Source organism: Rheinheimera baltica DSM 14885, assembly GCF_000425345.1.
In the GTDB taxonomy this organism is placed as follows: domain Bacteria; phylum Pseudomonadota; class Gammaproteobacteria; order Enterobacterales; family Alteromonadaceae; genus Alishewanella; species Alishewanella baltica.
Window position 1 is genome coordinate 46,956 of the sequence record NZ_AUDG01000017.1, and the last position, 24,190, is coordinate 71,145.

Genomic DNA, 24,190 nt, shown 5'->3' on the forward strand with positions numbered 1-24,190 from the left:
ATATTAGGAGAGTAGATTGATTTTTAAATTAAGGTTCTACGCGTTTTGCTGCTTTATGCTTTCAGCTTTTGTATCCGCGCAGGACATCAGATTCGCTAGTGTCGATAACATCAAGCTCGAATATATTGATATCGGCGCGGGTGATTACACCTTGCTGGTGGAATCAGGCGTAGGGATGGGCGTTGCTTACTGGCAGCCTTTGTTAGCGGATTTCGCCGAGCTGAATGTCAGAACCATTATTTATTCCAGAGCCGGCAATGACCAGTCGGGCAGTGTTGATGATATATCACTTTCGGCGTCAAACCGTCGTCTGGCTTTGTTACTGCAAACAATCAAAGCTGACAACGATAAGCTCATACTGCTTGGACATTCTTTTGGCGCTTTGCATGTGCGCACTTTTGCTGCCAGCCACCGTGAGAAGGTTGCTGGGATTGTGTTGCTTGACCCAAGCCATGAAGGTTTTCAGAGCGCACTTAGTGCGTTAGATAAAGATTGGGCAGATAGAGATAATTCCCGTCTCAATAAGATGTTGCAACAGCAACCGGAATGGCAGCAACTGCAACAGCTTTATAAGCAAAATGCCGTGGCAGATCACAATATCACCGAAATGCTACCTGCGGTGTTGGTAACATCATCACGGTTAAATGAGAGCAATTGGTGGATTGGTCATAGCCCGCAAGGCAAAAAAGTTTGGCGCCAATTACATGCATCCTTGATTGATAACAACCCAAACGCAGTGCATTTTGTTACCGATAAAACCGGCCACAATGTGCCGTTAGACGATAAGGCATTAATGCTTAAAGCGATTGATACGATGTTACTTATGCTCAGTGCGGGGTAGATCGTTAGCGACTAAATGTCTAAGTAACTCAGAGTTTTTTAATGTGTTCAGGAGCTATTTTGAAAGTCGTAGTCTTAGTTTTTGCGGCACTGTCTTTTACCCTTGGTGCCAGCCAAAGTCAGTTTATTAATGTTAATGAGTTCGAGCTGGAGTACGAAATTACCGGTAATGGCAAACACACCGTTTTATTAGAAGCGGGTGCTAGTTCGGCAATGACCGACTGGGACCCTGTGTTTAGCCAGATTGCAGAGCAAGCTACTGTTATTCGTTATTCCCGCGTTGGCAACGGTAATTCAACCCAAGTTAAACGCCATTTTACCTCGCGCGATTATGCTGATTACGCCAGCGAACTGTTGGATAAACTGCAGGTAGCTAAACCGGTAATATTAGTTGCGCACTCTTATGGTGGCAGTATAGCGCGGGATTTTGCCGCCGCTTACCCGGACAAAGTTAAAGCCTTGCTAATGCTAGACCCGTCATCTGAACATGACGTTGATGTACTGCGTGCCATAGATCTGGAGCAAGGCAATAAAGAAATTGCAGCTATTAAGCTGGATGACATGAAAAATGGCATGTCGAATAACTATTTAGATTTTTGGAGCAAACGGCCATTACCGGATTATCCGAAAATTAAGGATATGCCGGTCACGGTTATTGCTTCAGTTAAAAAGACAGAAAACCCGGCCAATTTATTTTTCACCGACCAGGGCCGTAAGCTATGGGGTGAACACTGGCACAACTGGGCCGCAGATTTTCCGCAGGGGCGGGCGGTATTAACCGATAAAAGCGGGCACTTTGTACAGTTTGATGAGCCGAATTTGGTGCTGACAGAATTGCAACGCTTGATTACAAAACTAAATAAAACTAAACACAAGTGATTAAGTGCGGCAAAACTGAACCCCGCTGCGTTAATCAAACCAAAGGAATGAAACTGTGCAATATGTAATGTGTAAAGCTTCGCTGCTGGTGTCAACGTTGTTGTTATCAGCCTGTGCAGTTAAACCTGTCGCGGTGCAGCCGGTGGAACAGACCATAGCGCAAGATACTGCGCCTGCTAAAGTGGTAAACAAAACAACATACACCAGCCAACCTTATACCCCCAAACTATGGTCTGGCCATAAGGTGCTCACGTTGTCTGCTGAGCAATGCGCAGTTAAAGGCAAAGCGGTGCTTGAAACCATGCAGTTTGGCTCTGTGGTTCAAAACGGCAACTATGTATATGGTAACTACCTGCAAAACCGTGCTGCAATTAAGTGTGTTGCGCTTGATAAAGGTAGTTTTGTTTATGTGGCGGTTGCCGGCCAGCAGAAAAAAGCAGTTGAAGAGCTGCGCAATGAGATTGTCTGGCAGTTTTAATTGGCAGCTCTTTTTCAAGACGCATCTATTTATCAAGGAGCAATGTTGAATATTTCATTACGTGACGTAAACCACGAAAACTATGAAGCGGTATGTGAGCTGGATGTCACTAAGCAACAAGAGCCCTTTGTGGCTTGCAATATGTGGTCTTTGGTTGAGGCGGCCTACAACGATGGCCACACCTGCAGAGCTATTTACCAAGGGGATCAGCCGGTGGGGTTTTTTATGTGGGTAAAAGAAACGCCGGAACTTATTTCCATTTGGCGTTTTATGGTGGATAAGCAATTCCAGCATCAAGGTATTGGGCGCAAAGCGATGACATTGGCGTTAGCGCAAATCAAACAAGATACTGAAATTAAGCAAATTGAAATTTGTTACAACCCACAAAATCCGGTAGCAAAAAACTTTTATGGTAGCTTTGGTTTTATTGAACAAGGGCTGGATGATGAAGGCGAAGATATGTTGGCCAGTATCACACTTAAAGCTGTTTAACATTTAACTGGAGTGTCGCATGTACCGGGGATCTTGTTTGTGTGGTGAGCTCGAGGTTGAAATTACAGGGCCTATCAGTAGCATTATTCATTGCCATTGTTCATTATGCCGAAAATCCAGTGGTACCGCCTTTGCGACTAATGGCTTTGTGAATAGTACAGATTTTACAGTAGTAAAAGGCGAAGCGCAGTTAAGCCATTTTGCTTTTAAACCTGGCCGGCTTAGGCATTTTTGCCGCAACTGCGGCTCGCCGGTATACAGCAGCAATGCCGACGACCCGACGCGGTTTCGCATTCGGCTGGGTATTTTAAACAGCGATATTATCGAGCGGCCACTATCACATAACTTTTACAGTTCAAAAGCCAACTGGGAAGATTTAGATGCTGATTTACCGCGTTACAACCGCTTTGAGCCTGGACGTGAATAACGCAAAAAATATTAGGGGAAGCATTGCACTTGGCAAAAAGCAATTATCTTACTGGCGCTGCGTTATGTTGCGCACTGGCAGCATTAGCGCATTTGGGTTGTATTGTCTTTGGCGCAGACTGGTATCGCTTTTTTGGTGCCGGCGAGCAGATGGCACTGATGGCTGAGCGGGGCGATTGGCACCCCACCATTGTTACCACTATTTTGGTGCTGATATTAATGCTATGGGCGCTTTATGCTTTATCTGGCGCGGGTATAATACGGCGCTTACCATTACTACGCACGGCACTGTGTGTTATATCGGCTATTTTTCTGCTGCGCGGGCTGGCCTTTGTTGCCATTATGCCGCTGTTTCCGGAGAACAGTGTGTTATTTTGGCTGGTAAGTTCAACCATTTGTTTATTTATTGGTGCACTCTTCGCGTTGGGTACAGTTAAAGCCTGGCATTATTTAAGTATTACATCGGACAAGTTTTAAATTGGCTATTCGTATTGCGCCTCTAGTGGCCAGCGATAAAACGTTATTTATTGCACTGTGCACCAACCAAACTATTATGCAGTATGTGTATACACCTTTAACTGTCACGCAGGCGGCTAAATTGTTTGCTGAGCGACTTGTACCGTGGCATCACAAAAGTAGCGGTTGGTTAAGCTACACCCTTGTTGAAACCGTAACAGAAAAAAAAGTAGGCACTATTGGCTTAAAGATAATTGACCACCAGGCGGCTGTAGCGGAAGTGGGTTTTATGTTGTTATCTGACGCGCAAGGCAAGGGCTACGCATCGCAAGCCCTTGGATTGCTGTGTAAACAGGCGTTTTCAGTGTTGAATTTACATAAGCTGGTTGCCGTCTGTGCAGCTGAAAATAGTGCTTCGGTAGCGTTACTTCAAAAACAAGGGTTTCAACTTGAGGAACGGTTGAAAAATAATACTGAAATTAACGGTGTTTTTGTTGATGATTTGCGATATGGTTTAGTTAATAACACAGTAGGTAACGGTTATTTTCTTGAAAATAATTAATTGAATTAATAGTGTTTTAAGTCTATATATAATGTTCGCACTGCCTGTTTTAGCTGTGTTTGATAATGATGTCAGGGAGAAATTATGTCAGTCCGTATAGGAATATGTCTGATAACAGCGATGGTTTTTAGCAGCGCTTTATATGCTAAGCCAGCAGTAGATTTTTCAGCTGAGCAGAATAAACCTTGCTGGAAAATGATTGAGCAGAAAACGGTAGGGCATTGTAAGTTGCATTTTGAGCGACTTGAAAAAACGGAGCTGAAATTTGCTCCGCGCGATGAAATATCCCGTGCCTATAGCCGTTATTTTTCGGCTCGTACCGAGTTTCCAACGTCTTATCAGCAAATTGAATATGCCCTTCAATTTTTTAATTTTAGCATTGATAAGTATCCGGTAAGGGATAGTCTTAATTATATTCGTAGTGGTGACGGTTCTACGCAATTAAGTATGACAATACTTACCTCTAAAACCGGTGGTTACAGCTTTGTTTTAGCGGATAACGATGCACATTTTCGCCAAATAACGGATGCGTTACAATTTCCTAAGCGCAAAGTTGCTACACACTATTACCGCAATATAACCAAGCTATTTGCTGAATAGCTTGGTATTCACTTTTATTAACGCTGCCTTATTTAAGCTGCTTTTAATAAAGTTGTTTTTATTAAATTAAGGTTAGGCGGGTTGCTGAATCAGTCCAATCAATTTTTGCGTTTTGTTGACGTTCATTAAGCAACCGATGTTCAGCTTGCTTTATGGTATCTACATAGAGCCACTGACAATTAACGGTTTCCGGGCTGACTGTTAACACCATAAAGCCTCTATCGTAAAGGTTGGCATATTGTAATCCACTGATGAGTTGTACCAGAGCCTGCTCTGTTGCAACGGCTGATGCTCGGTCTGGCAGATTAATATATTGCTCTAGACCGGGTGATGTAACGGATGACGTTGCAAGCTCTACCCCTACCGGGGTGCCATCAGCCAGGTCAAGATGGTTAGCCCAACCATTATGCGTGTCACCGGCTAGCACCAGCAGTTTTTTCTGGTTCGCAGCAACATTGGCCAGTATGGCTTCACGCTCTGCAGGGTAACCATCCCACGCATCAAGGTTGTAAGGCATGGCGGGTAATTGCAAAAGTGCGATAACCTGAGGGGTTAAGCGTTGCTGATTTGCTTGCAAATAAGCCAGTTGCTCTGCAGTTAACGAAGGATCGCCTGCCTGTGCCCGCGCAGCCAATTGTGCAAGTGTAACCAGCTCGGCGAAATCCGTAATACTTAATTGCTGTAACGCAACAGCACCAGGTAACAACATACGCCCCATCAGTACTTGCTGGCCAAGTATTTGCCAACGAGCATCATTATGACTTAGTTTATCTTGTAGCCACTGCAGCTGTTCATTGCCTAGTATAGTGCGGTTGCTTTGGGTTAAATCAGCGCTAAAGCGAGTTGCATCAAGTTGACCGCTTACCGGGTCAATGTATTGGGCATATTCAAGCTGTTTGTCTCTGCCAATAACCCGTGTATCAAGCATAAGTAAATTAACCAGATTACCAAATTCAAATTGACGGTAGATGGTTTCTTCATCATTAACCGTAAGAGGACGAATGGGCATCCATTCAAAGTAGGCTTGAAGTGCAGCGCGTTTGCGCTCGGTGAAATCACCTTCATTGGGCTGATGATTTTCTGCACCTTCACGCCAGGTGTCATTAGTGACTTCATGATCATCCCACACGGCAATCATTGGCGCTGCAGCATGAAGTAGCTGTAATGCAGAATCTGTGCGGTATTGCCCATAGCGCTGGCGATAATCAGACAAGCTCACCATTTCGTTAACCGGTTGCACTTCACGTCCAAGGGCCGCGGCATCTTCGCTGGCATAGCCACCAACGCCGTATTCATAAAGGTAGTCACCTAAATGAACCGTTGCATCTAAGTTGCTTATTTCAGTTGCTTTAGCGTAAACATGGAAATAACCAGCCGGGTAGTTTGCGCAAGAAAATACAGCCAGTTTCACCTGGTTAACATCGCCAGTAGGTAACGTTTTACCCCGTCCTATTGCTGAATATTGTGTACCCGCCCTAAAGCGATAGAAATATTCACTCCCGGCCGATAAATCACGCACATCAATTTTAACGGTATAGTCGCTGGCGGCAGACGTTGTTGTTTCACCGGAACGAACAAGTTGACTAAATTCTTTATCCAGCGCCAATTGCCACTCTAGCGGCACTTCTGCTGCATCAGCAGTTACGCGGGTCCATAGTAATAGCGCATCAGCTGTTGGGTCGCCACAGGCTACTCCGTGTGAGAATTCAACATTATAGGGCAGTGGTTGCGGCGCTGGTTCATCACTGCTACAACCTGTTAGGCTGGTAGAGATTACCACGCTGCCAATGGTCGCAGCTGAGGCAATAAGAAAATCACGGCGGGTTAGTCTGGTCATTAATATTCTCCTGATTCGACCAGCGCAGTGAAACAAAAATTCATGACAACAATGTGAATTGCTAGAAAAAAACACTATGAGGCAGTTTTTTACGTATACAGCATTATGTAGTTTAAGCAGGTATAACAGCGCACTTTATTAAGGAAACAAATTAGATGAAACAGACAGAGCAACAATGGCGTGAGCAGTTAACTGATGAACAGTATCGGGTTACTCGCCTTAAAGGTACTGAGTATCCCTTTAGCGGAGAACTGCTCCATAATGAACAGCAGGGGACATATCACTGTATTTGTTGTAATAACAAATTATTTAGCTCAAACACTAAATTTGATGCAGGCTGTGGCTGGCCAAGCTTTTATCAAGCAGTTGCAGATAAGGTAAAGTATCAGCCTGATAATACCCATGGTATGACAAGAACTGAAATATTGTGTGCAAATTGTGATGCGCATTTGGGGCATGTGTTTAATGATGGACCGGCGCCTACAGGAACCCGCTATTGTGTAAACTCGGTTTCGTTAAGCTTTACAGCTGAAAATGAATAAAAAAGCTGTAACTGTTGTCGTAGCCTTTCAACTTCTATTACAATACGCGCCGTTAAAGCAATTAGCGGCGCAGACCTCACTTTAACACCCGATTAATTCATCTTAATGAAGTAAAAGGCCTACACACATGACCCTATCGCACGAAGAAATGTATCAGAAGAGCTGGCAAGAGCGCCAAGAATATGCCGAAAACATGCAACCAATTATTGGCAGACTGTATCGTAACAAAGGCATTGAAGTGGTGGTGTATGGCCGCCCACTCGTGAATGCGACAACAATCGATATTATAAAGGCACATAAAAGCGTTGAGCGTTTTGAAGGGCAAAAGTTGCGCCTGCGCGAATGTTTTCCTGTGCTAGATGCGATTAGCAAAATGAATATAGCACCGGGTCGTGTTGATATTGGCAAGCTGGCTTATGGTTTCATCTATAAAAATGCGGCGAATGGCATCGCATTGGAAGAGTATTTAGCAGCTGAACTGTCCGATATTCTTGATCGTGAAGATCAAGTAAAACCAGTTGATGTTGTGCTTTACGGTTTTGGCCGTATTGGCCGTTTGTTAGCGCGCCTGATGTTAGAGCGCTCAGGGCCTAGCAGCAAATTACGTTTACGCGCAATTGTTGTGCGTGGTGGTAAAAAGGGTGATTTGGAGAAGCGTGCCAGCTTATTGCGCCGTGACTCAATTCATGGCCCGTTCAATGGAAGTATTACCATTGATGAAGAAAATCAAGGTATTAAAGCCAATGGTACCTTTATTAAGGTAATTTACGCTAATTCTCCTGAGTTAGTGGATTATACGCAATACGGTATTCATGATGCACTGGTGGTTGATAACACCGGGATCTGGAAAGATGACAAAGAACTGAGTATTCATTTTAAAAGCAAAGGCAGCGCTAAGGTGCTGTTAACGGCGCCAGCTAAAGGCGAAGTTCCCAATATTGTTTACGGTGTAAATCAGCATATGATTCTGCCGGAACACAAGATTGTGTCAGCTGCCAGCTGTACTACCAATGCCATTACGCCGGTGTTAAAAGCCTTAGAAGATGAATTTGGTATTCGTAACGGCCACGTTGAAACCGTGCATTCTTATACAAATGACCAAAACCTGATTGATAACTTCCACAGCGCAGAGCGGCGCGGTCGTGCAGCGCCACTGAATATGGTGCTAACATCAACAGGTGCAGCCAGTGCTGTGGCTAAAGCCTTGCCTCAGTTAAAAGGCAAGTTGACGGGGAATGCTATTCGGGTGCCGACGCCAAACGTGTCTATGGCCATTTTGTCACTGAACTTAAACCGTGAAACCAGTCGCGAAGAGATGAATGACTTTTTACAGCGAACGTCGTTATTCTCTGAATTACAGGACCAAATTGACTTTACCGCCTCTACTGAGATCGTATCATCAGATTTAGTTGGTTCGCGTTATGCGGGTGTAGTTGACTCTCAAGCGACTATTGTTGATGGTGATCGTTGTGTGTTGTACGTATGGTATGACAACGAATTCGGTTACAGTACTCAGGTTATTCGTGTGATGAACGATATGGCCGGTATTAAGTACCCAACGTTGCCGGTAGCGCGTTAATTCGTTACTTCATCGAAAAGCCGCTTTTAAGCGGCTTTTTCTTTGGCGCTAACCTGTTAGAATCCTGTTCACCAACAACTGGCATACAGCGTACTTTTAAGCATGATTAATGCTGTGCTAGTTTTTTCTTTTTATCGGCATTGGGTTTACTTTATGAAAATCACCAGCAATTTTGACAGCGGTAACATTGACGTCATTCAGGCAGATACCCCTGATAACATTCAATTGGCCATCCGCAAAGACAATCAATCAGATTTCTATCAATGGTTTCACTTTCGTTTAAGTACCGAACATGCCCAGGAGCATACTCTTACTATTACCAATGCCGGTGACTCGGCCTATCCGGACGGTTGGAAAGAGTATCAAGCCGTGGCATCTTACGATCGTCAAACCTGGTTTCGTGTTGAAACGGAATATGATGGTAAAGCATTAACGATTAAGCATTTCCCTGAAGCAGAATCGGTATATTTTGCTTATTTCGCGCCGTATAGCTACGAGCGTCATATGGATTTACTACATCAGGCGCAGTCAGATTATAACTGTCAACTGGTTGAGCTGGGTGAAACCTTAGATGGCCGCGATATGAGTTTGTTAATTGTTGGTGAGCCCGAAGCAGGCAAAAAGAAAGTATGGATTACGGCACGCCAACATCCGGGTGAGTCTATGGCTGAGTGGCTGATTGAAGGGTTACTGGATAGGCTGTTAGATGAAGACGATGGTGTTGCTCGCGCACTGTTAGATAAATCGGTGTTTTACATAGTGCCCAACATGAACCCAGATGGCTCGGTCCGTGGCCATTTGCGCACCAACGCCGCTGGCATGAATTTAAACCGCGAGTGGTTAGCACCCTCGATGGAAAAAAGTCCTGAAGTGTACTTGGTTAGACAAAAAATGCTCGAAACCGGTGTTGACCTGTTTTTAGATATGCACGGTGATGAAAATCTACCTTATAACTTTGTCGCGGGAACAGAAGGTGTTCCATCATACAACGACCGGATTAAGATGCTGGAAGATGTGTTTAAGCAAACGTTGTTAGCGGTAACGCCAGAGTTTCAAACCGAGTTTGGTTATGATTTGGATGCACCGGGTCAGGCCAATATGACCGTGGCAACGGCATGGGTGGGTGAGCAGTTTAAATGTCTGGCATACACTGTTGAAATGCCATTTAAAGACAATGCCAACTTACCCGATGAAGCCTACGGTTGGTCCGATGTTCGCTCAATGAAACTGGGCCAAGACATGCTGCCAGCTGTGTTAGCCGTTGTTAACAAGCTGGGTTAAGTTTGAATGTGCTTAACACAATAACAAAAGCAGTGCTGATATCAGCGCTGCTTTTGCTCACAGGTTGTGTTTCGGTGCAGCAATGGCTTGCTGTATCGCCGCTACCTGTCACGAAGCAAAATGCTCAGCAACGGTTGGCATTGAGCCAAGGCATATCATCAGGTCAGCTTGATGTGAGTTGGCCAGAAAACAGCAGTAAACGGGCACTGGTGAATAACCGTGCCAGTTTCATGGGCTACAAGGGGCAGGGTAAGCTACTGGTTGAATTGGCTACAGCCCAAACTCTAACGTTAAATATTAATGGCAAAGCGTTTACGCTGACACCGGACGCTAACCTGGGGCAGCATTTAGTATTTGATATTAGCCAGTATACCCGCAACGGGCTTAATCAATTAGCGCTGTTAAATTTAAAGCCTTTAGGTGCCAAAGTACGGTTAGTTTTGCCTTATCCTGAATTACAAGCTGGCACACCCGAGCAAGCAGGCTTTTCTTCGGCGGTGCTTGATGAACTGGATCAGTTAATTAACCGTGAAGTTGCACAAGGTTTTCCAGGCGCAGTTTTATTAATTGCTAAAAATGGCAAAGTGATCAAAGAAACAGCTTACGGTTTTGCCAGCCGTTTTGATAGTAGCGGTAATATGCTGACGCAACCTGAAAAAATGCGTACAGACACGCTATTTGACTTGGCCTCTAACACTAAAATGTATGCGACCAATTACGCTATTATGCATTTGGTTAGTCAGGGATTGTTAGACATCAATTTGCCCGTGCAACAGTATATTACCGAGTATGTTGGGGATGGTCGCGAACAACGTCTGGTGAGTGATTTGCTTTACCATAACGCGGGTTATCCACCAGAGGTGCATTTTCATCGACCCGATAATCGACATGGCGAGCAGTTCTATTCACTGGATCGTAACCGAAGTATGCAGCTTGTCGCGACTAAAGTGCCTTTTGAACGTGCCCGTGGCGGCAAAGCAGTGTACAGCGACATTGATTACATGTTGTTAGGCTTGCTAATCGAACGTATTACTGGCAAAACACAAGATGATTACTTAGAGCATACGCTGTATCAACCTATGGGGTTGCGTAGCACCATTTTTAACCCAGTACGAAAGGGTATTCCTGCACAACGCATCGCTGCGACAGAGCTGGACGGTAATAGTCGAGGTGGTAGGATTATATTTCCAGCAGACACGCGTGGCGTAGTACGTGGTAATGTTCATGATGAAAAGGCGCATTATGCTTTTGATGGTGTAGCAGGGCATGCGGGGTTATTTTCTACAGCCAGAGAAACAGCCAGTTTAGCCATGCTGGCATTGCAAGGTGGATACGCGCTGACACCGGTATTTAGTTCTGAGGTGTTACAGCAATTTGTGCGTCCGTCAGTGTCGGATCATACGGTTGGCTTGGGATGGCGTACAGCAACGGGTGGCGATCTAAACTGGCACTTTGGCCCGTATGCAAGTGCATATGCCTTTGGCCATACCGGTTGGACAGGAACTGCAACCTTAATTGACCCTTATTATGGCTTGATTGTGGTGTTACTGACCAATAAAAAACACAGCCCGGTGTTGGCTGAAGGTGAAAATGGCTATTATTTTGCCGGAGACAGGTTTGAAACTGGCATGTATGGCAGCATCATGAGTAAAATATACGAAGCAATGCAGTAGGCGGCTGAAACGCAGCCAAATTTATATTGGGGTACTATGGCTATTATTTCCTGCCCATTTTGTGGGCAAAAAATTTCTGATAAAAGTGCGATATGCTCAAAATGTAACGGTGATATTGCAGGTTTAACACCGGAAAAGCGTGACTCGCTAGAGCGTAATAAAGCATTGGATAAAGCGCAAAGCTTAGTTAATCATTCTATGTTTGCTTTACTGTTATTTTTAGCCGGCTTTGGTTTAATGTACTGGTGGGACCCTCAAGCTGGTAGTTATCAGCAATATGTCGCCGGCGGCGCAATCGGTATCGGCTTTTGTTGGTATATGATTAGCCGTGCCCGCATCATGTTTATGAAAAAGCGTAAATAAAATGAATTTTACTGCACTCGTTCAGGCCATGACGCCTGATACTTATGAAAAATTGGCTGAAGCTGTTGCCACAGGCCGCTGGGCAGATGGAAATACGATGGATGACAGCCAGCGTGAACAAAGCCTGCAGTTGGTGATGGCATATCAGGCACAAGTTCTTAAATCTGATGAACTATTTACCATTGGTGCTGATGGTCAAATGGTACACAAATCTAAAGCCGAACTAAAAAAACAGTTCGACACTCAGCCGTCTATTGCAAGGTTCTCGCACGATGATCTTTAAACGTTTTTTTAAACCTAAGTGGCAACATGCCGATGCCGCTGTGCGACAGTTAGCCATTGCGGATCTGAACCAAAATGATCAGGAACACAAATCTGTTTTGCATGAGCTGGCATTTAACGACGGGGCTGAGGCTGTGCGCAAAGCCGCTTTGCTAAAGCTAAATGATTTTGCATTGTGGTGGCAGGCAAGTAAGCATGACAGCGCTGAGCGTTTACAGCAGCTGGCTGAACAAACTTTAATTAGCCAATTATTGCAAAATAAAGTTGAGCCGAAGCTCAAACAACAGTTTATTGCTCAGTGCAACCGCAGCAGCATTCTTGAGCAACTCGCGCAAACTGAAACAGACGCCGGTATTAAATTTGGTTTGTTGCAGCGTCTAAATAAAGCCGAGCTTAATCAGAAAGCACTACAAGATCCGGTATTGCAGTTAGCACAAAAACGAGAATTGCTGGCTCAAATAAATGATGAAAAGACGCTGGAGAAACTGGCGAAACAGCTAGATGGTGAGTTACAAACTGACGTGGTGCAAAAATTACAACACTGCCACGAACAAAAACAAAAACCGCTATTGCTGCGTAAGCAGCTTACGTTATTACTGGCCAAACTTAATGCCGTTCGTGAGCGAGTGACATTGTCTGACATCCCGCAGCAGCTTGGGGAATATCAAACTCATTGGCAAGAATTAACACCAGAGCTGGCTTGCCTTGGCGAAGAAGCTGCTGAATATCAGGCCAAATACGACAAAATAGTTCAGCAGTTACAACACTGGTTGGCGCCACGCTTGGCTGAGTTAGAGAGTATTCAGGCAGAGCAGGCGAAAAATGCAGCTCAGGCTCAACAACAACACGCATTGCAGCAGGAATTGGTTACACTAGAGCAGCAGCTGCAACAAACGCTATTAAATACGGATATTAATGCGGCGCAGCAGTTGGAGCAGCAGTTACAGGACTTGTCGGCTAAGTTAGCTGACGCTGATGTCGCTAACCGGGCGAGTTTGGCTAAAGGTATATCACAGTTACAACAGCGTTTAGCACAATTACCGCTGTTGGCCGAACAATTAGCGCAATTAACCCGCATAGTTGCTGACTGGGCTGCGTTAACTGCTCCAACAACCGCAGAGCAGTACCAACAGCATACGACGCAGTTAACTCTATGGCAGCAAGAGTGGCGTCGTTTAACTAAAGCGATGGTTATTGCGGTGCCAGCAAGTTTACTTGAAGCTAAAACCGCACTGTCTCAACAGTGGCAGGACCTGGCAAAGTCTTTTGATGCAGAAAGTGAAAAAATTCAACGTCAGTGTCGCAGTAAATTAGCGCAGTATCGCAGGCTATACAATGCCGGTAAGTACAAGGTGCTTTTTGGTCTTTTTAAAGGCATTGAAGAAGATTATCAACAACTTACTGAACAGCAACGTGCTCAGCTAAGTAAAGATTACGAGTTTGCCCGTGACAAAATGACAGAGCTGGCAGATTGGCAGGAATATATTGCCACACCGCGTAAGCAACAATTACTGGCGCAGATGCAGCAGTTAAGTGCTGAGGTACCTGATAATCAAATCCGCCAGCGTGCAGATGAGGTAAAACAGGCTCGTGCACAGTGGAACAGTTTAGGCAAAGCTGATGCGACCATGGAAGCGCAGTTAAATAATGCATTTGATGTGGCGTGTGAGCAAGCGTTTGCCCCGTGTCGCGTTTATTTTGCCGCGTTAGATGCACAGCGTGCTGAACACGTTAAACAACGAGAGCAACTGATTCAGCAAGCTGTTTTATTACAACAACAAAATCTGGACGTTAAAACACTGGATAACCAGTTGAATCAGTTAAAACAAGCCTGGCAACAAGCTGGTGCGGTGGATAAGCAGCAGTTTTCAGTATTAAATGATGCCTTTACTCAGGCATTAACGCCTTTGCGCGAGGGGTTACTGTCCGCGCAGCAACAGGTGGTGGACGCAAAGCAGCAACTTATTGCAAAAGCACAGTCTGCCATTTCGTTAAGTGAGGCAAACGTCACGGCAAAAATTCTTAAAGAATGTCAGCAGCAATGGAAGACGTTGGGGCAGGCTGCGCGTAAACAAGATCAGTCGTTGTGGCTTGAATTTAGGGCCGTTTGTGATGGTTTTTTTAATGCACGTGCAGAGCAAGCACAACAGCAGCAATTGGCTGAACAAGCTGAGTTGCAGCAGTTTGATGCAACGCTGTCTGAATTAAAAACCGCAATACAACAAGCAAGCAGTGGCGCTGAACTAAGTGCCTTGCAACAGCAGGTTGAAGGGTTACAGCCGCAAAACGGCGCTGCTCAGCAAGTGGTAAGGCAGTTACGGGATACACTTGCTCAAAAACTTATTAGTTGGCAACAACAACAACAACAGCGAGACGTTGTCGAGATGTTTAACCTGCTAGCAAATCCTGCGTTGACCGCGGAACAGTTACCCGCTAAGTATCGCGATAGCTTTGCCCAGGGACAGGAGCAACAGTTAACTCGCGCACAGCTTACACTGGCTCTGGAAATTATTTGCGACGTTGCTTCGCCCAAAGAGATGCAAGTTGCTCGTCAGCAAGTGCAACTGCTACTGCTGTCGGACAAGCATAACCAAGGTAATGTGCTGGATAAACATACGTTGTTTAAGCGTTGGTTACAGTTTGGTGCCGTTGTTGAGGCAGAGCTGCCGTTGTTAGCCCGTGTTAAAGCACTGTTTGAATAAAGCCGCTTTTTTACAAAGCTTTTAACAATCCTTTTTGCAAAGCGTTTAACAAAGTATTGTCTGACAGCAGACTTAATCTGCTGTCAGCTCTCCGCGTAAATCTTGCTGCATTTGTTGGCGAATAGCGTCTGGATTCAAAGGTTTGCTCAGCAGATAATGTAACTTGGTTAGGGTGGCTTCCAATGTCATATCATAACCGCTAATGACACCAGATTGTTTTAACGCATTACCTGTAGCATAGCCCTGCATATTAACCTTACCTTTAAAGCACTGCGTGCAATTAACGATAATGAGTCCGCGAGCACTTGCATCAGAGAGTATTTGTAATAACTCTGGCCGCTGTGGGGCATTACCTACGCCAAATGATTTGATAATTAAGGCACGTACTGGCGCCGTTGTCATATTACGTATTACATCTGTGCTGATCCCCGGATACAGTGTCACCACGCTGATAGGTTGTGGCACCACTGATGCCAACGTCAATGGATCGGCATCTATTGTCTGGTTTAACTGGCCTGCGATTAAATTGATATGAATACCGGCTTCGAGTAATGGCGGAAAATTGGGTGAAGCAAACGCATTAAAACCACTGGCATCCGCTTTCGTTGCGCGATTACCGCGAAATAATTGATTATTAAAAAATAAAGCAACTTCAGCAATGGGGTAATTAGCTGCAAGATACAGTGCATTGAGTAGATTAACCTGACCATCAGAACGCATTTGCGCTAGCGGAATTTGTGAGCCAGTTATAATTACCGGTTTTTGTAAGTTCTCCAGCATAAAAGACAACGCAGAGGCGGTATAGGCCATGGTGTCTGTACCATGCAATACGACAAAACCATCGTAATTCAGGTAGTGCTGTTGAATATCTTCAGCGATATGTCGCCAATGTTCAGGTGTCATATCGGAAGAGTCGATAACAGGATGATATTCATGAATATCAAACTCGGGCATTTCAGACCGATAAAATTCCGGCATTTTTTTTACCGTATCGGTTAAAAATCCTGGTACAGGAACAAAACCCTGCTCAGAATGCTGCATACCAATGGTGCCGCCGGTATAAGCGACATAAATACGTTTTCTGCTCATAATATTCAAATAATGCTATGCAAATAAAAATGCCCGGTTACGTACCGGGCATTGTAATAGACTTCGTTAACGCTGTCAGTTAATGCTGCAGCCAACGCAGTATGAATAGACACCGTTAGGATCATTAAACTGGTTAAGAAGAACAAAATCTTGTTTTAGCTGATGAGTGAATTTACTCAATAATTTTTGCTCAGGACTAACATGCGTCTGAGGTAACCAACCCTGTGCTTTCGCCTCACCCAGTAACTCTTTGATCATTTGTTCACTTGGCGTAAGTGATTGCTTCACCACTTTTACGTCGTACTGACTTAAACCTGCTTTCTCCGCCGCAGCTTTTACAGCGTCATCAAAAGTGCCAAGTTTATCGACCAGACCAAGCTCCAGGGCTTTACTGCCGGTCCATACCCGACCCTGAGCTACTTTATCTACGTCAGTTACTGACATATTGCGGTTTTCACCTACCATGGTAAGAAACTCGGTATAGCCGCGTTCAATTAATAACTGGAAAAGATCTTTTGCTTTGTCGTCCAGCCCTTTAAATAAGGGTAAGCCACCCGACATACCGGCTAATTCAGTGGTACCTACACCATCTACATTTAGCCCTAGAGTTGGCAACACATTTTCAGCGGTATGCAGTAAACCAAAAATACCAATAGAACCGGTGATCGTGGTAGGCGCCGCCCAAATTTCGTTGGTTGGTGCTGCTATCCAATAACCGCCTGATGCGGCAACTGAGCCCATAGACGCTATTACGGGTTTACCGGCTTCACGCAGTAAACGAATTTCCTGCGCAATGACTTCAGAAGCATAAGCGCTACCGCCAGGGCTATCAATACGCAGCACAACAGCTTTAATTTTATCGTCGTGTCTGGCTTGGCGTAACAAGGCTGCCGTAGAGTCACCACCGATGGATCCGGCTTTAGCTTGACCATCGACAATCACACCGCGTGCAACGACTACACCTACTTTATCAGTCAGAGGATTGTCAAATTGTTGTGCTGGAATAACTAAATCTGCATAGTCATCAAAGGTTACATGATTATAAGTATGCTCATCGTTCTCGCCAACAATGGCAACCAAGTTGCGGCGAAATGCTTCTTTGGTGTTGATATGGTCAACTAAACCCGCATTTAGTGCATACTGACTTAAATCACCTTCAGCAGCCTGTAGTTTTTCTAACAGGGCAGCGTAGGTTTCGTCAAAGTTAGTTACGTCAAAGCCACGACGGGCTGCAACTTGTGATTTGTAGTTGTTCCATAACTCAGTGAGCCAGGCAATGTTAGCTTCTTTTGCGGCATCAGACATGTCGTTGCGTAAAAACGGCTCCACCGCCGATTTGTATGTACCAACGCGAAATACATGGGTATTTATTTTCAGCTTTTCCAAGGCATTTTTATAATACATTGGATAGCTGCCATAACCTTCCAAAATCACCGCGCCCATAGGGCTTAAATGAATTTCGTCAGCGTAGCTGGCAAGAAAGTACTGACCTTGACCATAGTAACCGCCAAAAGCAAACACCTTTTTGCCTGCCGCTTTGAAATCTTCAATGGCGCTACCTATTAGCTTCATTTTATCCAGTGAACCACCGCCTAACATCGATAAATCCAGCACCATGGCCTGGATACGGTTATCTTTGGTCGCTTTTTTTACCACATTTACAACATCGCTAACCAAAACCTCTGGTGATTCTTCCTGACCGCCCAGGCTTTCATTAATGGCGGTTGCTATAGGATCAGCCCAGCGTTTTTCTTCGACCAAATCCCCAGTCAAATTAAGAATTAGAGCAGCTGTTGGTGGCACTTCAACCTTATCATCGCCACTAAAAATTGACACCGCCAAAACGGCCACTATAACAATAAAGAGCAAATTTAAAATGATAGAGCGAAAGCCACGATAAATGCGGCTAAGTGTGCTAAACAATCGGCGGATAGGGCCTGACTTTTTATCGGTCATAAAGACTTCCTGTTAAAACAAATACAAATTGGTCATGTTGGTATGCTAAACAATTTGACGCTAAAGGCTAAGTGGAATTTGTAAGTAAATGTGTAACACTTCTGCTGATAATAGGCGTGACTTGCTATCCAATCACAAAGCAGCTAAAGTCTGCCACAAACAACAGGTACGACCAGAGAGGGTGAAGTGGCTTACCAAAAATTATTACAACCACTGGACTTGGGTTTCACAACGCTGAAAAACCGCGTCATTATGGGTTCAATGCATACCGGCTTAGAAGAAGAAAAGCAGGGTTTTTCAAAGCTTGCCGCATTTTATGCCGAACGCGCTAAAGGCGGCGTCGGCCTGATTATTACTGGCGGTATTAGTCCTAATTTCCGCGGTAATTTGGTGCCGTTTGGTAGCCAGCTAAGTTTTTGGTGGCAAACCGGTAAACATAAGCAAGTTACACAAGCTGTACATGAGCATGGTGCGAAGATTTGCTTACAGTTGTTACACGCTGGCCGTTATGGTTACCATCCATTTAGTGTGGCCCCAAGTAATATTAAATCGCCTATCACGCCGTTTAAACCTTCGCAGATGTCAGCTCGTCAGGTTAGAAGTACCATTAAAGACTTCGCCAACGCGGCTAAGCTGGCTAAAAAGGCAGGCTATGATGGTGTTGAAGTGATGGGATCTGAAGGTTATCTGATTAACCAGTTTATTTGTGCCAGAACCAACCAGCGCTCAGATGAGTGGGGCGGTAGTTTTGAAAAGCGTTGCCGCTTTGCAATAGAAACGGTTAACGCAGTGCGTGCTGCTTGTGGCGACGACTTTATTATTGTTTATCGTTTGTCCATGTTAGACCTGGTTGAAGATGGCAACAGTTATGATGAAGTTTTGGCATTAGCAAAACAGATTGCCGCCGCGGGTGCCACGTTACTCAATACTGGTATTGGCTGGCACGAAGCCCGGGTTCCAACCATCGGCACTATGGTACCGCGCGCCGCTTTTAGTTGGATAACTGAACGAGTAAAAGCCGAAGTGAATATTCCGGTAATTGCGACCAACCGCATAAACGATCCGCAGGTTGCTGAAGATATTTTGGCTAACGGTCAAGCTGATATGGTGTGTATGGCGCGGCCATTTTTAGCAGATGCTGATTTTGTCAATAAAGCCGCAGCAAATCAGGCCGACTTAATTAACACCTGTATAGCCTGTAATCAGGCATGTCTTGATCACGTTTTTCAAAATAAGCGCGCCAGCTGTCTGGTTAATCCACGTGCCTGTTATGAAACCGAACTTAACTTTACGCCGGCAAAGCAGCGCAAGAAAATTGCTGTAGTAGGTGCGGGGCCAGCGGGTTTAGCATTTAGTGTTTATGCTGCTCAGCGTGGGCATGAAGTGCATTTGTTTGATAAATCACATCAAATTGGTGGGCAGTTTAACTACGCCAAACAGATACCCGGCAAAGAAGAGTTTCATGAAACACTGCGTTATTATGGGCGTATGCTGGAGCTGCACGCCGTTAAGCTGTTTTTAAACAGTGAGCAAACGGTTGAAAGTTTAGCGCAAGGTGGTTTTGATGATGTCGTATTAGCCAGTGGTATTGTGCCTCGTGATATCGGGCTTGCCGGTAGTGATCATCCTAAAGTACTGAGTTATTTAGATGTATTACGAGATCACAAAGCGGTGGGTAAACATGTCGCCATTATTGGTGCCGGGGGTATAGGTTTTGATGTGGCAGAGTACTTAACCGAACCTCATTCACTAACGCTGCAACCTGACGCTTGGTTAAAAGACTGGGGTATTGATAAAAGTTATCAAGCCCGAGGGGCATTGTTACCCGATAGTGTAACGCCGCCAGCAGACCGAAAAATTTACCTGTTACAGCGTAAAGCCAGTAAGGTAGGCGCAGGGTTAGGTAAAACAACTGGCTGGATCCATCGCGCATCGTTAATGAAAAAAGGTGTCGAAATGATAGCCGGTGTTAACTATATCAAAGTAGATGACGATGGACTTTGGATTGAAATCGGCGGTGAAGAGCGTTGCCTAAATGTCGACAATGTTATTATTTGTGCCGGACAAGAGCCTTTTAGAGCATTGGTTGCAGGCTTGCAACAACATGGTGTAAAAGCTCATTTAATTGGCGGGGCAGATGTGGCGGCTGAGCTTGATGCCAAACGCGCAATACGACAAGGTGCTGAACTAGCTGCAAGTATATAATTACAGTGCCGCCTTGGTGCTTGATTGCACCAAAATAGTACGCCATTTTAACAAAGGCACCAATTTGGTGCCTTTGTCATATCTTAGTCATGAATATCTTCTACTTTAGTCGGTGCAAGTGCCTTATTCATCACGATCACTAGCCATTTAGCAACAGCTGCTGCTATTGTGGTATTAGCTTTGCAAACAAATAAAAAACAGACGAAATGTTCAACAGGGAGTTTTTATGTCCGGGGTATTAACGATGATTCTCGCTGGTGGCGAAGGCACGCGCTTAGCACCTTTAACTGGTGTTAGAGCAAAACCAGCCGTGCCATTTGGTGGCAACTACCGCATAATAGATTTTGTTTTAAATAATTTTGTTAACTCAGATTTACTTCAAATATTTGTTATTACACAATTTAAATCGCATTCACTGATGAAACATTTAAGTCGGGCTTGGCGAGTTACCGGCTTAACCAATCGTTTTATTGACCCGATCCCGGCGCAAATGCAAACTGGTAAACACTGGTATTTGGGCACTGCTGATGCAATATATCAAAATTTACATTTAATACATGGATTAGACCCAGAACATGTTTGCGTTTTTGGTGGTGACCACATTTACAAAATGGATGTACGTCAGATGCTTGATTTTCACCGGCATCACAATGCGCGTTTAACCGTCGCGGCTATTCCCGTGCCTGTTGAGCAAGCCCATGAGTTTGGTGTGATTGAAGTTGATAACAACGGTAAAATGATTGGTTTTGAAGAGAAACCCAAAACGAACCCTAAGACTATTCCCGGCAAGCCAGGCTTTGTGTTGGCGTCAATGGGTAACTACATCTTCGAAGCAAAAACCCTGGTTAATGTGTTAGAAGAGGACGCTATACAACCTGACTCAAAACATGACTTTGGCCATAATATCATTCCACAACTTTACCCTTCGGGTGATGTGTACGTGTATGATTTTTCATCTAACACTATCCGGGGCGAAAATGCTCGTAGCAGCGGTTACTGGCGTGACGTAGGTACGATAGATTCGTACTATGAAGCCAACATGGATTTAATTTCTGTAGAACCTCCGTTCGATTTATACAATAAATACTGGCCGCTTCGTGGTTATACGCCTCCTGTACCGCCGGCTAAGTTTGTGCATGATGAGGCAAACCGAACCGGGCAGGCAATAAGTTCTATGGTCGCGTCTGGTTGTATTGTTAGCGGGTCTATCGTGTATCATTCTATTTTAGGTTTTAACGTCCATGTGCATAGCCACAGTTATATTGAAAAATGTGTACTGATGGGGAATAACGATATTGGCCGTGGTTGCAGAATAAGACGCGCTATTATTGATAAAGATGTAAAGATTGCGCCCGGCACCATCATTGGTGAAAATCCCATTTTGGACAAGCAGCGGTTTCATGTTTCTGCAAATGGCGTGATCGTTATTGCCAAAGGTGCAAAGATTGGGTTTGATTAGCCCAGTACCATGTTAAGGACACGTAGTGCGGATACTGTTTATTTGTAGTGAATACGAAGGACTGATTAAGACTGGCGGTCTCGCCGACGCCTGTAAAGGTTTAGCGCAGAGCCTGGTGGCTGCTGGTCATCAGGTAACAGTGGCGTTGCCGCGTTACGCAGGATTGTATCAGTTACCTATATCAGATTGGCAGTCAGTATATTTTCAGTTAGCTGGCCGCCAGTTTGGTTGCGCTGTTCGGCATGCCCGACATGAGGGGGTTGATATTGCACTTATTGAGCATGACGATTTCTTTCAGCGTGCCCGCCCTTATGATGATGGTGAGCGGGGCTATACTGACAACCCGCTGCGATTTAGCTTCTTTTGTAAAGCGACGCTTGAATGGGCACTTCAAACCGAGCAAAGCTTTGACATTATTCATGGCCATGATTGGCAAAGCGCGGCTAGTGCATACTATTTAAAGCATCACTATGGCAATAGCCATTTGGCTAATGCTGCATTTGTTTTTAGCATTCACAATGGGGCTTATCAGGAAAAGTGTGCTGCCCACTGGCGGGGCGAACTTGATATAGCGCCACAGCGGTATGATGAGCTTAACTTTCTGGCAACTGCAATAGAATGTGCGGACAAACTTAACACTGTCAGTTGTGGCTATCGTGATGAGTTAATGCATGAGCCAGCAGGTGAGGGCTTGTCTGCTTTATATCAGCAGCGTAAAGCAGACTTTATCGGTATTTTAAACGGGTGCGATTATAATATTTGGCATCCGCAGTATGATCAGCACTTAGCTGAGCCTTTTGATGTTGGTGACATGCAAGGTAAACATGCTTGTAAGATTGCTATCTTAAAACACTTTCATCTTGCGCCCACCTCACAGCCATTGTTTGTTGGCGTTAGCCGTCTTACTGGACAAAAGGGTTATGATTATCTTGTTCCTGCACTACGTCAATGGTTGGCCTCTGCAGAGGCGCAGGTTGTTATTATGGGCACGGGTGAGGCAAAATACTGCCTCGCACTTGAAACCCTACAATGGGATTTTCCGCACAAATTTCGCTTTATTCAGGGCTTCAGTGATGCGTTAGCGCATCAGTTAGAAGCAGCTGGTGACTTTTTCCTAATGCCATCGTTATTTGAACCCTGCGGGTTAAACCAGTTATATAGTTTACGCTATGGTACGGTACCGCTGGTACGGTTAACCGGTGGATTAAAAGACACAGTAAAACCCTGGCCAGCACGTGGAGCAACGGGTATTGGCTTTGTTGAACCTGACGTCAACGCAACTTTAGCGGCATTACAACAAGCGCAACTGTTATATAGCAAAACCGACAGCTACGCGCGTGTGCAAAAAAACGGTATGGTACAAAATTTTAGTTGGTCACAATCGGGCGAACACTATATAGCCTTGTATCAACAGGCGATAGAAGCAAAAGCGGGTTAAATTTCAGCAAACTGGTTGAAAGCCCGTCATACGGGCGCTACCTTGTCATAATATGATGTAAAGGTTAGGATTAATTTGCTAGGCTGCAACCAGCTTTCACCATCGGGGTTTTTTATGGATGCATTGACGTTACTTACCACCCGTTTTTCTTCTGCACGTTTAACCGAGCCCGCACCTTCAGGTGACGAATTGGAGAATATTAAACGTGCTGCGCTGCAGGTACCTGATCATGGCAATTTAAAGCCGTGGCGTTTTGTTATTGCGCAAGGCCGTCAGGCATTATGCCGTTTAGGTGATATATTTGCCGAAGCCGCAGTGGAGGACGATCCCGCTATTGCTAACGAGCTATTAGAGCGCGCACGGCAATTACCGCTTCGTGCGCCCATGGTCATAGTGTGTATCGCTAAAGTGGTAGAGCATGCAAAAATTCCGTTGGCTGAACAACTGCAGTCGGCTGCTTGCGCGGTAATGGCGATGCAACAAGCGGCTTTCGCGCAGGGGTTTGGCGGTATCTGGCGCACCGGCGCTTATGCACAGCTAGATTTTGTTAAACAAGCACTAGAGCTGGGTGAAGACGACGAAATCGTTGGATTTTTATATCTGGGCACGCCCAGCGGCGAGCCAGCAAAACGACACACCCCGGACCCAGATGAATATTTTACTTCTCTGTAGTTATAACTATTTCAGCTGTATAAAAAACCCGCTTTTAGCGTAATGCCGTTCACTTAAGGTGAGCGGCATTTTTACTTTTGGCCACCGGGTAGCGATTTTTCGATACCTTTAGCGTCCTTGGATAACTGCGTTCTCGCTTTCCTTCAAGCTTAAATTGACTGGCATTTTTTTCTATTTCCAAGATGAATCCGGGCACATTACCCGGCGCATAAATTGGCATCAGAGTGAGCTTGTGGATGATGTGCGATGAGGCATCTCTAAAGCTCAGTTGGTTTGGGAATACACTTTTAAGGGACTTGGCCATCAATACCATTTTGTATCGAATTAAATTGTAAGCGAGCAACACCCCCCATAGCTCCTGCCGGATAAGCTCTGGCAG

Annotated in this window: 22 protein-coding genes and 1 pseudogene; 19 read left to right on the forward strand and 4 right to left on the reverse strand. The window is 45.0% G+C overall.

From position 1 onward, the window contains the following. Positions 1-16: 16 nt before the first annotated feature. The 8 genes from H595_RS0107495 (at position 17) to H595_RS0107530 (ending at position 4,733) form a co-directional block, all read left to right on the forward strand. Positions 17-841, forward strand: coding sequence for an alpha/beta fold hydrolase (locus tag H595_RS0107495; protein WP_156885936.1), 825 nt, complete (start codon positions 17-19; stop codon positions 839-841). 59 nt (positions 842-900) lie between these two features. After that, positions 901-1,719: an alpha/beta fold hydrolase gene (locus H595_RS0107500; protein ID WP_027670657.1), complete on the forward strand. Its 819-nt coding sequence runs from the start codon at positions 901-903 to the stop codon at positions 1,717-1,719. A gap of 55 nt (positions 1,720-1,774) precedes the next feature. Further along, a complete protein-coding gene (locus H595_RS21840; protein ID WP_156885938.1) occupies positions 1,775-2,197 on the forward strand; it encodes a hypothetical protein in 423 nt (140 codons plus the stop codon). 42 nt (positions 2,198-2,239) lie between these two features. Next, entirely contained in the window at positions 2,240-2,689 is a 450-nt protein-coding gene (locus tag H595_RS0107510; RefSeq protein WP_240474846.1) for a GNAT family N-acetyltransferase, read from the forward strand. A gap of 19 nt (positions 2,690-2,708) precedes the next feature. After that, positions 2,709-3,116 (forward strand): GFA family protein, encoded by a 408-nt coding sequence (locus H595_RS0107515; protein ID WP_027670659.1) that lies wholly within the window; start codon positions 2,709-2,711, stop codon positions 3,114-3,116. A gap of 29 nt (positions 3,117-3,145) precedes the next feature. Further along, positions 3,146-3,592, forward strand: coding sequence for a hypothetical protein (locus H595_RS0107520; protein ID WP_240474847.1), 447 nt, complete (start codon positions 3,146-3,148; stop codon positions 3,590-3,592). A gap of 1 nt (position 3,593) precedes the next feature. Then, complete coding sequence (locus H595_RS0107525) at positions 3,594-4,133, forward strand: GNAT family N-acetyltransferase (RefSeq protein WP_027670661.1); 540 nt, start codon at positions 3,594-3,596, stop codon at positions 4,131-4,133. 84 nt (positions 4,134-4,217) lie between these two features. After that, complete coding sequence (locus tag H595_RS0107530; protein ID WP_156885939.1) at positions 4,218-4,733, forward strand: hypothetical protein; 516 nt, start codon at positions 4,218-4,220, stop codon at positions 4,731-4,733. A 61-nt stretch (positions 4,734-4,794) separates the two neighbouring features. Here H595_RS0107530 and H595_RS0107535 read toward each other — a convergent pair whose 3' ends face one another. Beyond that, positions 4,795-6,570, reverse strand: a complete 1,776-nt coding sequence (locus H595_RS0107535; protein WP_027670663.1) for an alkaline phosphatase D family protein — start codon at positions 6,568-6,570, stop codon at positions 4,795-4,797. Between the two features lie 155 nt (positions 6,571-6,725). On the opposite strand from H595_RS0107535, the gene msrB reads away from it, so the two are divergent. From msrB to H595_RS0107575, 7 genes are all read left to right on the forward strand, one after another. Next, the gene (msrB, locus tag H595_RS0107540; RefSeq protein ID WP_027670664.1) at positions 6,726-7,112 is read left to right on the forward strand and encodes a peptide-methionine (R)-S-oxide reductase MsrB; all 387 of its coding nucleotides are present in this window, start codon (positions 6,726-6,728) and stop codon (positions 7,110-7,112) included. A 127-nt stretch (positions 7,113-7,239) separates the two neighbouring features. Further along, positions 7,240-8,691: a glyceraldehyde-3-phosphate dehydrogenase gene (locus H595_RS0107550; RefSeq protein ID WP_027670665.1), complete on the forward strand. Its 1,452-nt coding sequence runs from the start codon at positions 7,240-7,242 to the stop codon at positions 8,689-8,691. A 153-nt stretch (positions 8,692-8,844) separates the two neighbouring features. Beyond that, positions 8,845-9,972, forward strand: a complete 1,128-nt coding sequence (locus H595_RS0107555; protein ID WP_027670666.1) for a M14 family metallopeptidase — start codon at positions 8,845-8,847, stop codon at positions 9,970-9,972. Between the two features lie 74 nt (positions 9,973-10,046). Continuing rightward, the gene (gene pbp4b, locus H595_RS0107560; RefSeq protein ID WP_240474848.1) at positions 10,047-11,645 is read left to right on the forward strand and encodes a penicillin binding protein PBP4B; all 1,599 of its coding nucleotides are present in this window, start codon (positions 10,047-10,049) and stop codon (positions 11,643-11,645) included. A 36-nt stretch (positions 11,646-11,681) separates the two neighbouring features. Next, entirely contained in the window at positions 11,682-12,008 is a 327-nt protein-coding gene (locus tag H595_RS0107565; RefSeq protein ID WP_027670668.1) for a hypothetical protein, read from the forward strand. Between the two features lies 1 nt (position 12,009). Continuing rightward, positions 12,010-12,291, forward strand: coding sequence for a YeaC family protein (locus H595_RS0107570; protein WP_027670669.1), 282 nt, complete (start codon positions 12,010-12,012; stop codon positions 12,289-12,291). Beyond that, on the forward strand, positions 12,281-14,992 hold the full coding sequence (locus H595_RS0107575) for a DUF349 domain-containing protein (RefSeq protein ID WP_027670670.1): 2,712 nt from the start codon (positions 12,281-12,283) through the stop codon (positions 14,990-14,992). The genes H595_RS0107570 and H595_RS0107575 overlap by 11 nt, the downstream gene beginning before the upstream one ends. Before the next feature lie 72 nt (positions 14,993-15,064). On the opposite strand, the gene ansA is transcribed toward H595_RS0107575, so the two are convergent. Beyond that, complete coding sequence (gene ansA, locus H595_RS0107580; RefSeq protein WP_027670671.1) at positions 15,065-16,081, reverse strand: asparaginase; 1,017 nt, start codon at positions 16,079-16,081, stop codon at positions 15,065-15,067. 75 nt (positions 16,082-16,156) lie between these two features. Then, positions 16,157-18,037, reverse strand: a complete 1,881-nt coding sequence (gene sppA, locus H595_RS0107585; RefSeq protein ID WP_037054041.1) for a signal peptide peptidase SppA — start codon at positions 18,035-18,037, stop codon at positions 16,157-16,159. Between the two features lie 186 nt (positions 18,038-18,223). Here sppA and H595_RS0107590 point away from each other — a divergent pair, with 186 nt between their 5' ends. From H595_RS0107590 to H595_RS0107605, 4 genes are all read left to right on the forward strand, one after another. Next, the gene (locus tag H595_RS0107590) at positions 18,224-20,242 is read left to right on the forward strand and encodes an NADPH-dependent 2,4-dienoyl-CoA reductase (RefSeq protein WP_027670673.1); all 2,019 of its coding nucleotides are present in this window, start codon (positions 18,224-18,226) and stop codon (positions 20,240-20,242) included. Positions 20,243-20,468: 226 nt separating this feature from the next. Then, complete coding sequence (gene glgC, locus H595_RS0107595; protein ID WP_027670674.1) at positions 20,469-21,701, forward strand: glucose-1-phosphate adenylyltransferase; 1,233 nt, start codon at positions 20,469-20,471, stop codon at positions 21,699-21,701. A 25-nt stretch (positions 21,702-21,726) separates the two neighbouring features. Beyond that, positions 21,727-23,139: a glycogen synthase gene (locus H595_RS0107600; protein WP_027670675.1), complete on the forward strand. Its 1,413-nt coding sequence runs from the start codon at positions 21,727-21,729 to the stop codon at positions 23,137-23,139. A 114-nt stretch (positions 23,140-23,253) separates the two neighbouring features. After that, the gene (locus H595_RS0107605; RefSeq protein ID WP_027670676.1) at positions 23,254-23,811 is read left to right on the forward strand and encodes an NAD(P)H nitroreductase; all 558 of its coding nucleotides are present in this window, start codon (positions 23,254-23,256) and stop codon (positions 23,809-23,811) included. Positions 23,812-23,860: 49 nt separating this feature from the next. Here the strand turns inward: H595_RS0107605 and H595_RS0107610 are convergent. Next, positions 23,861-24,190 (reverse strand): annotated as a pseudogene (locus H595_RS0107610) (IS4 family transposase); the annotation flags it as partial.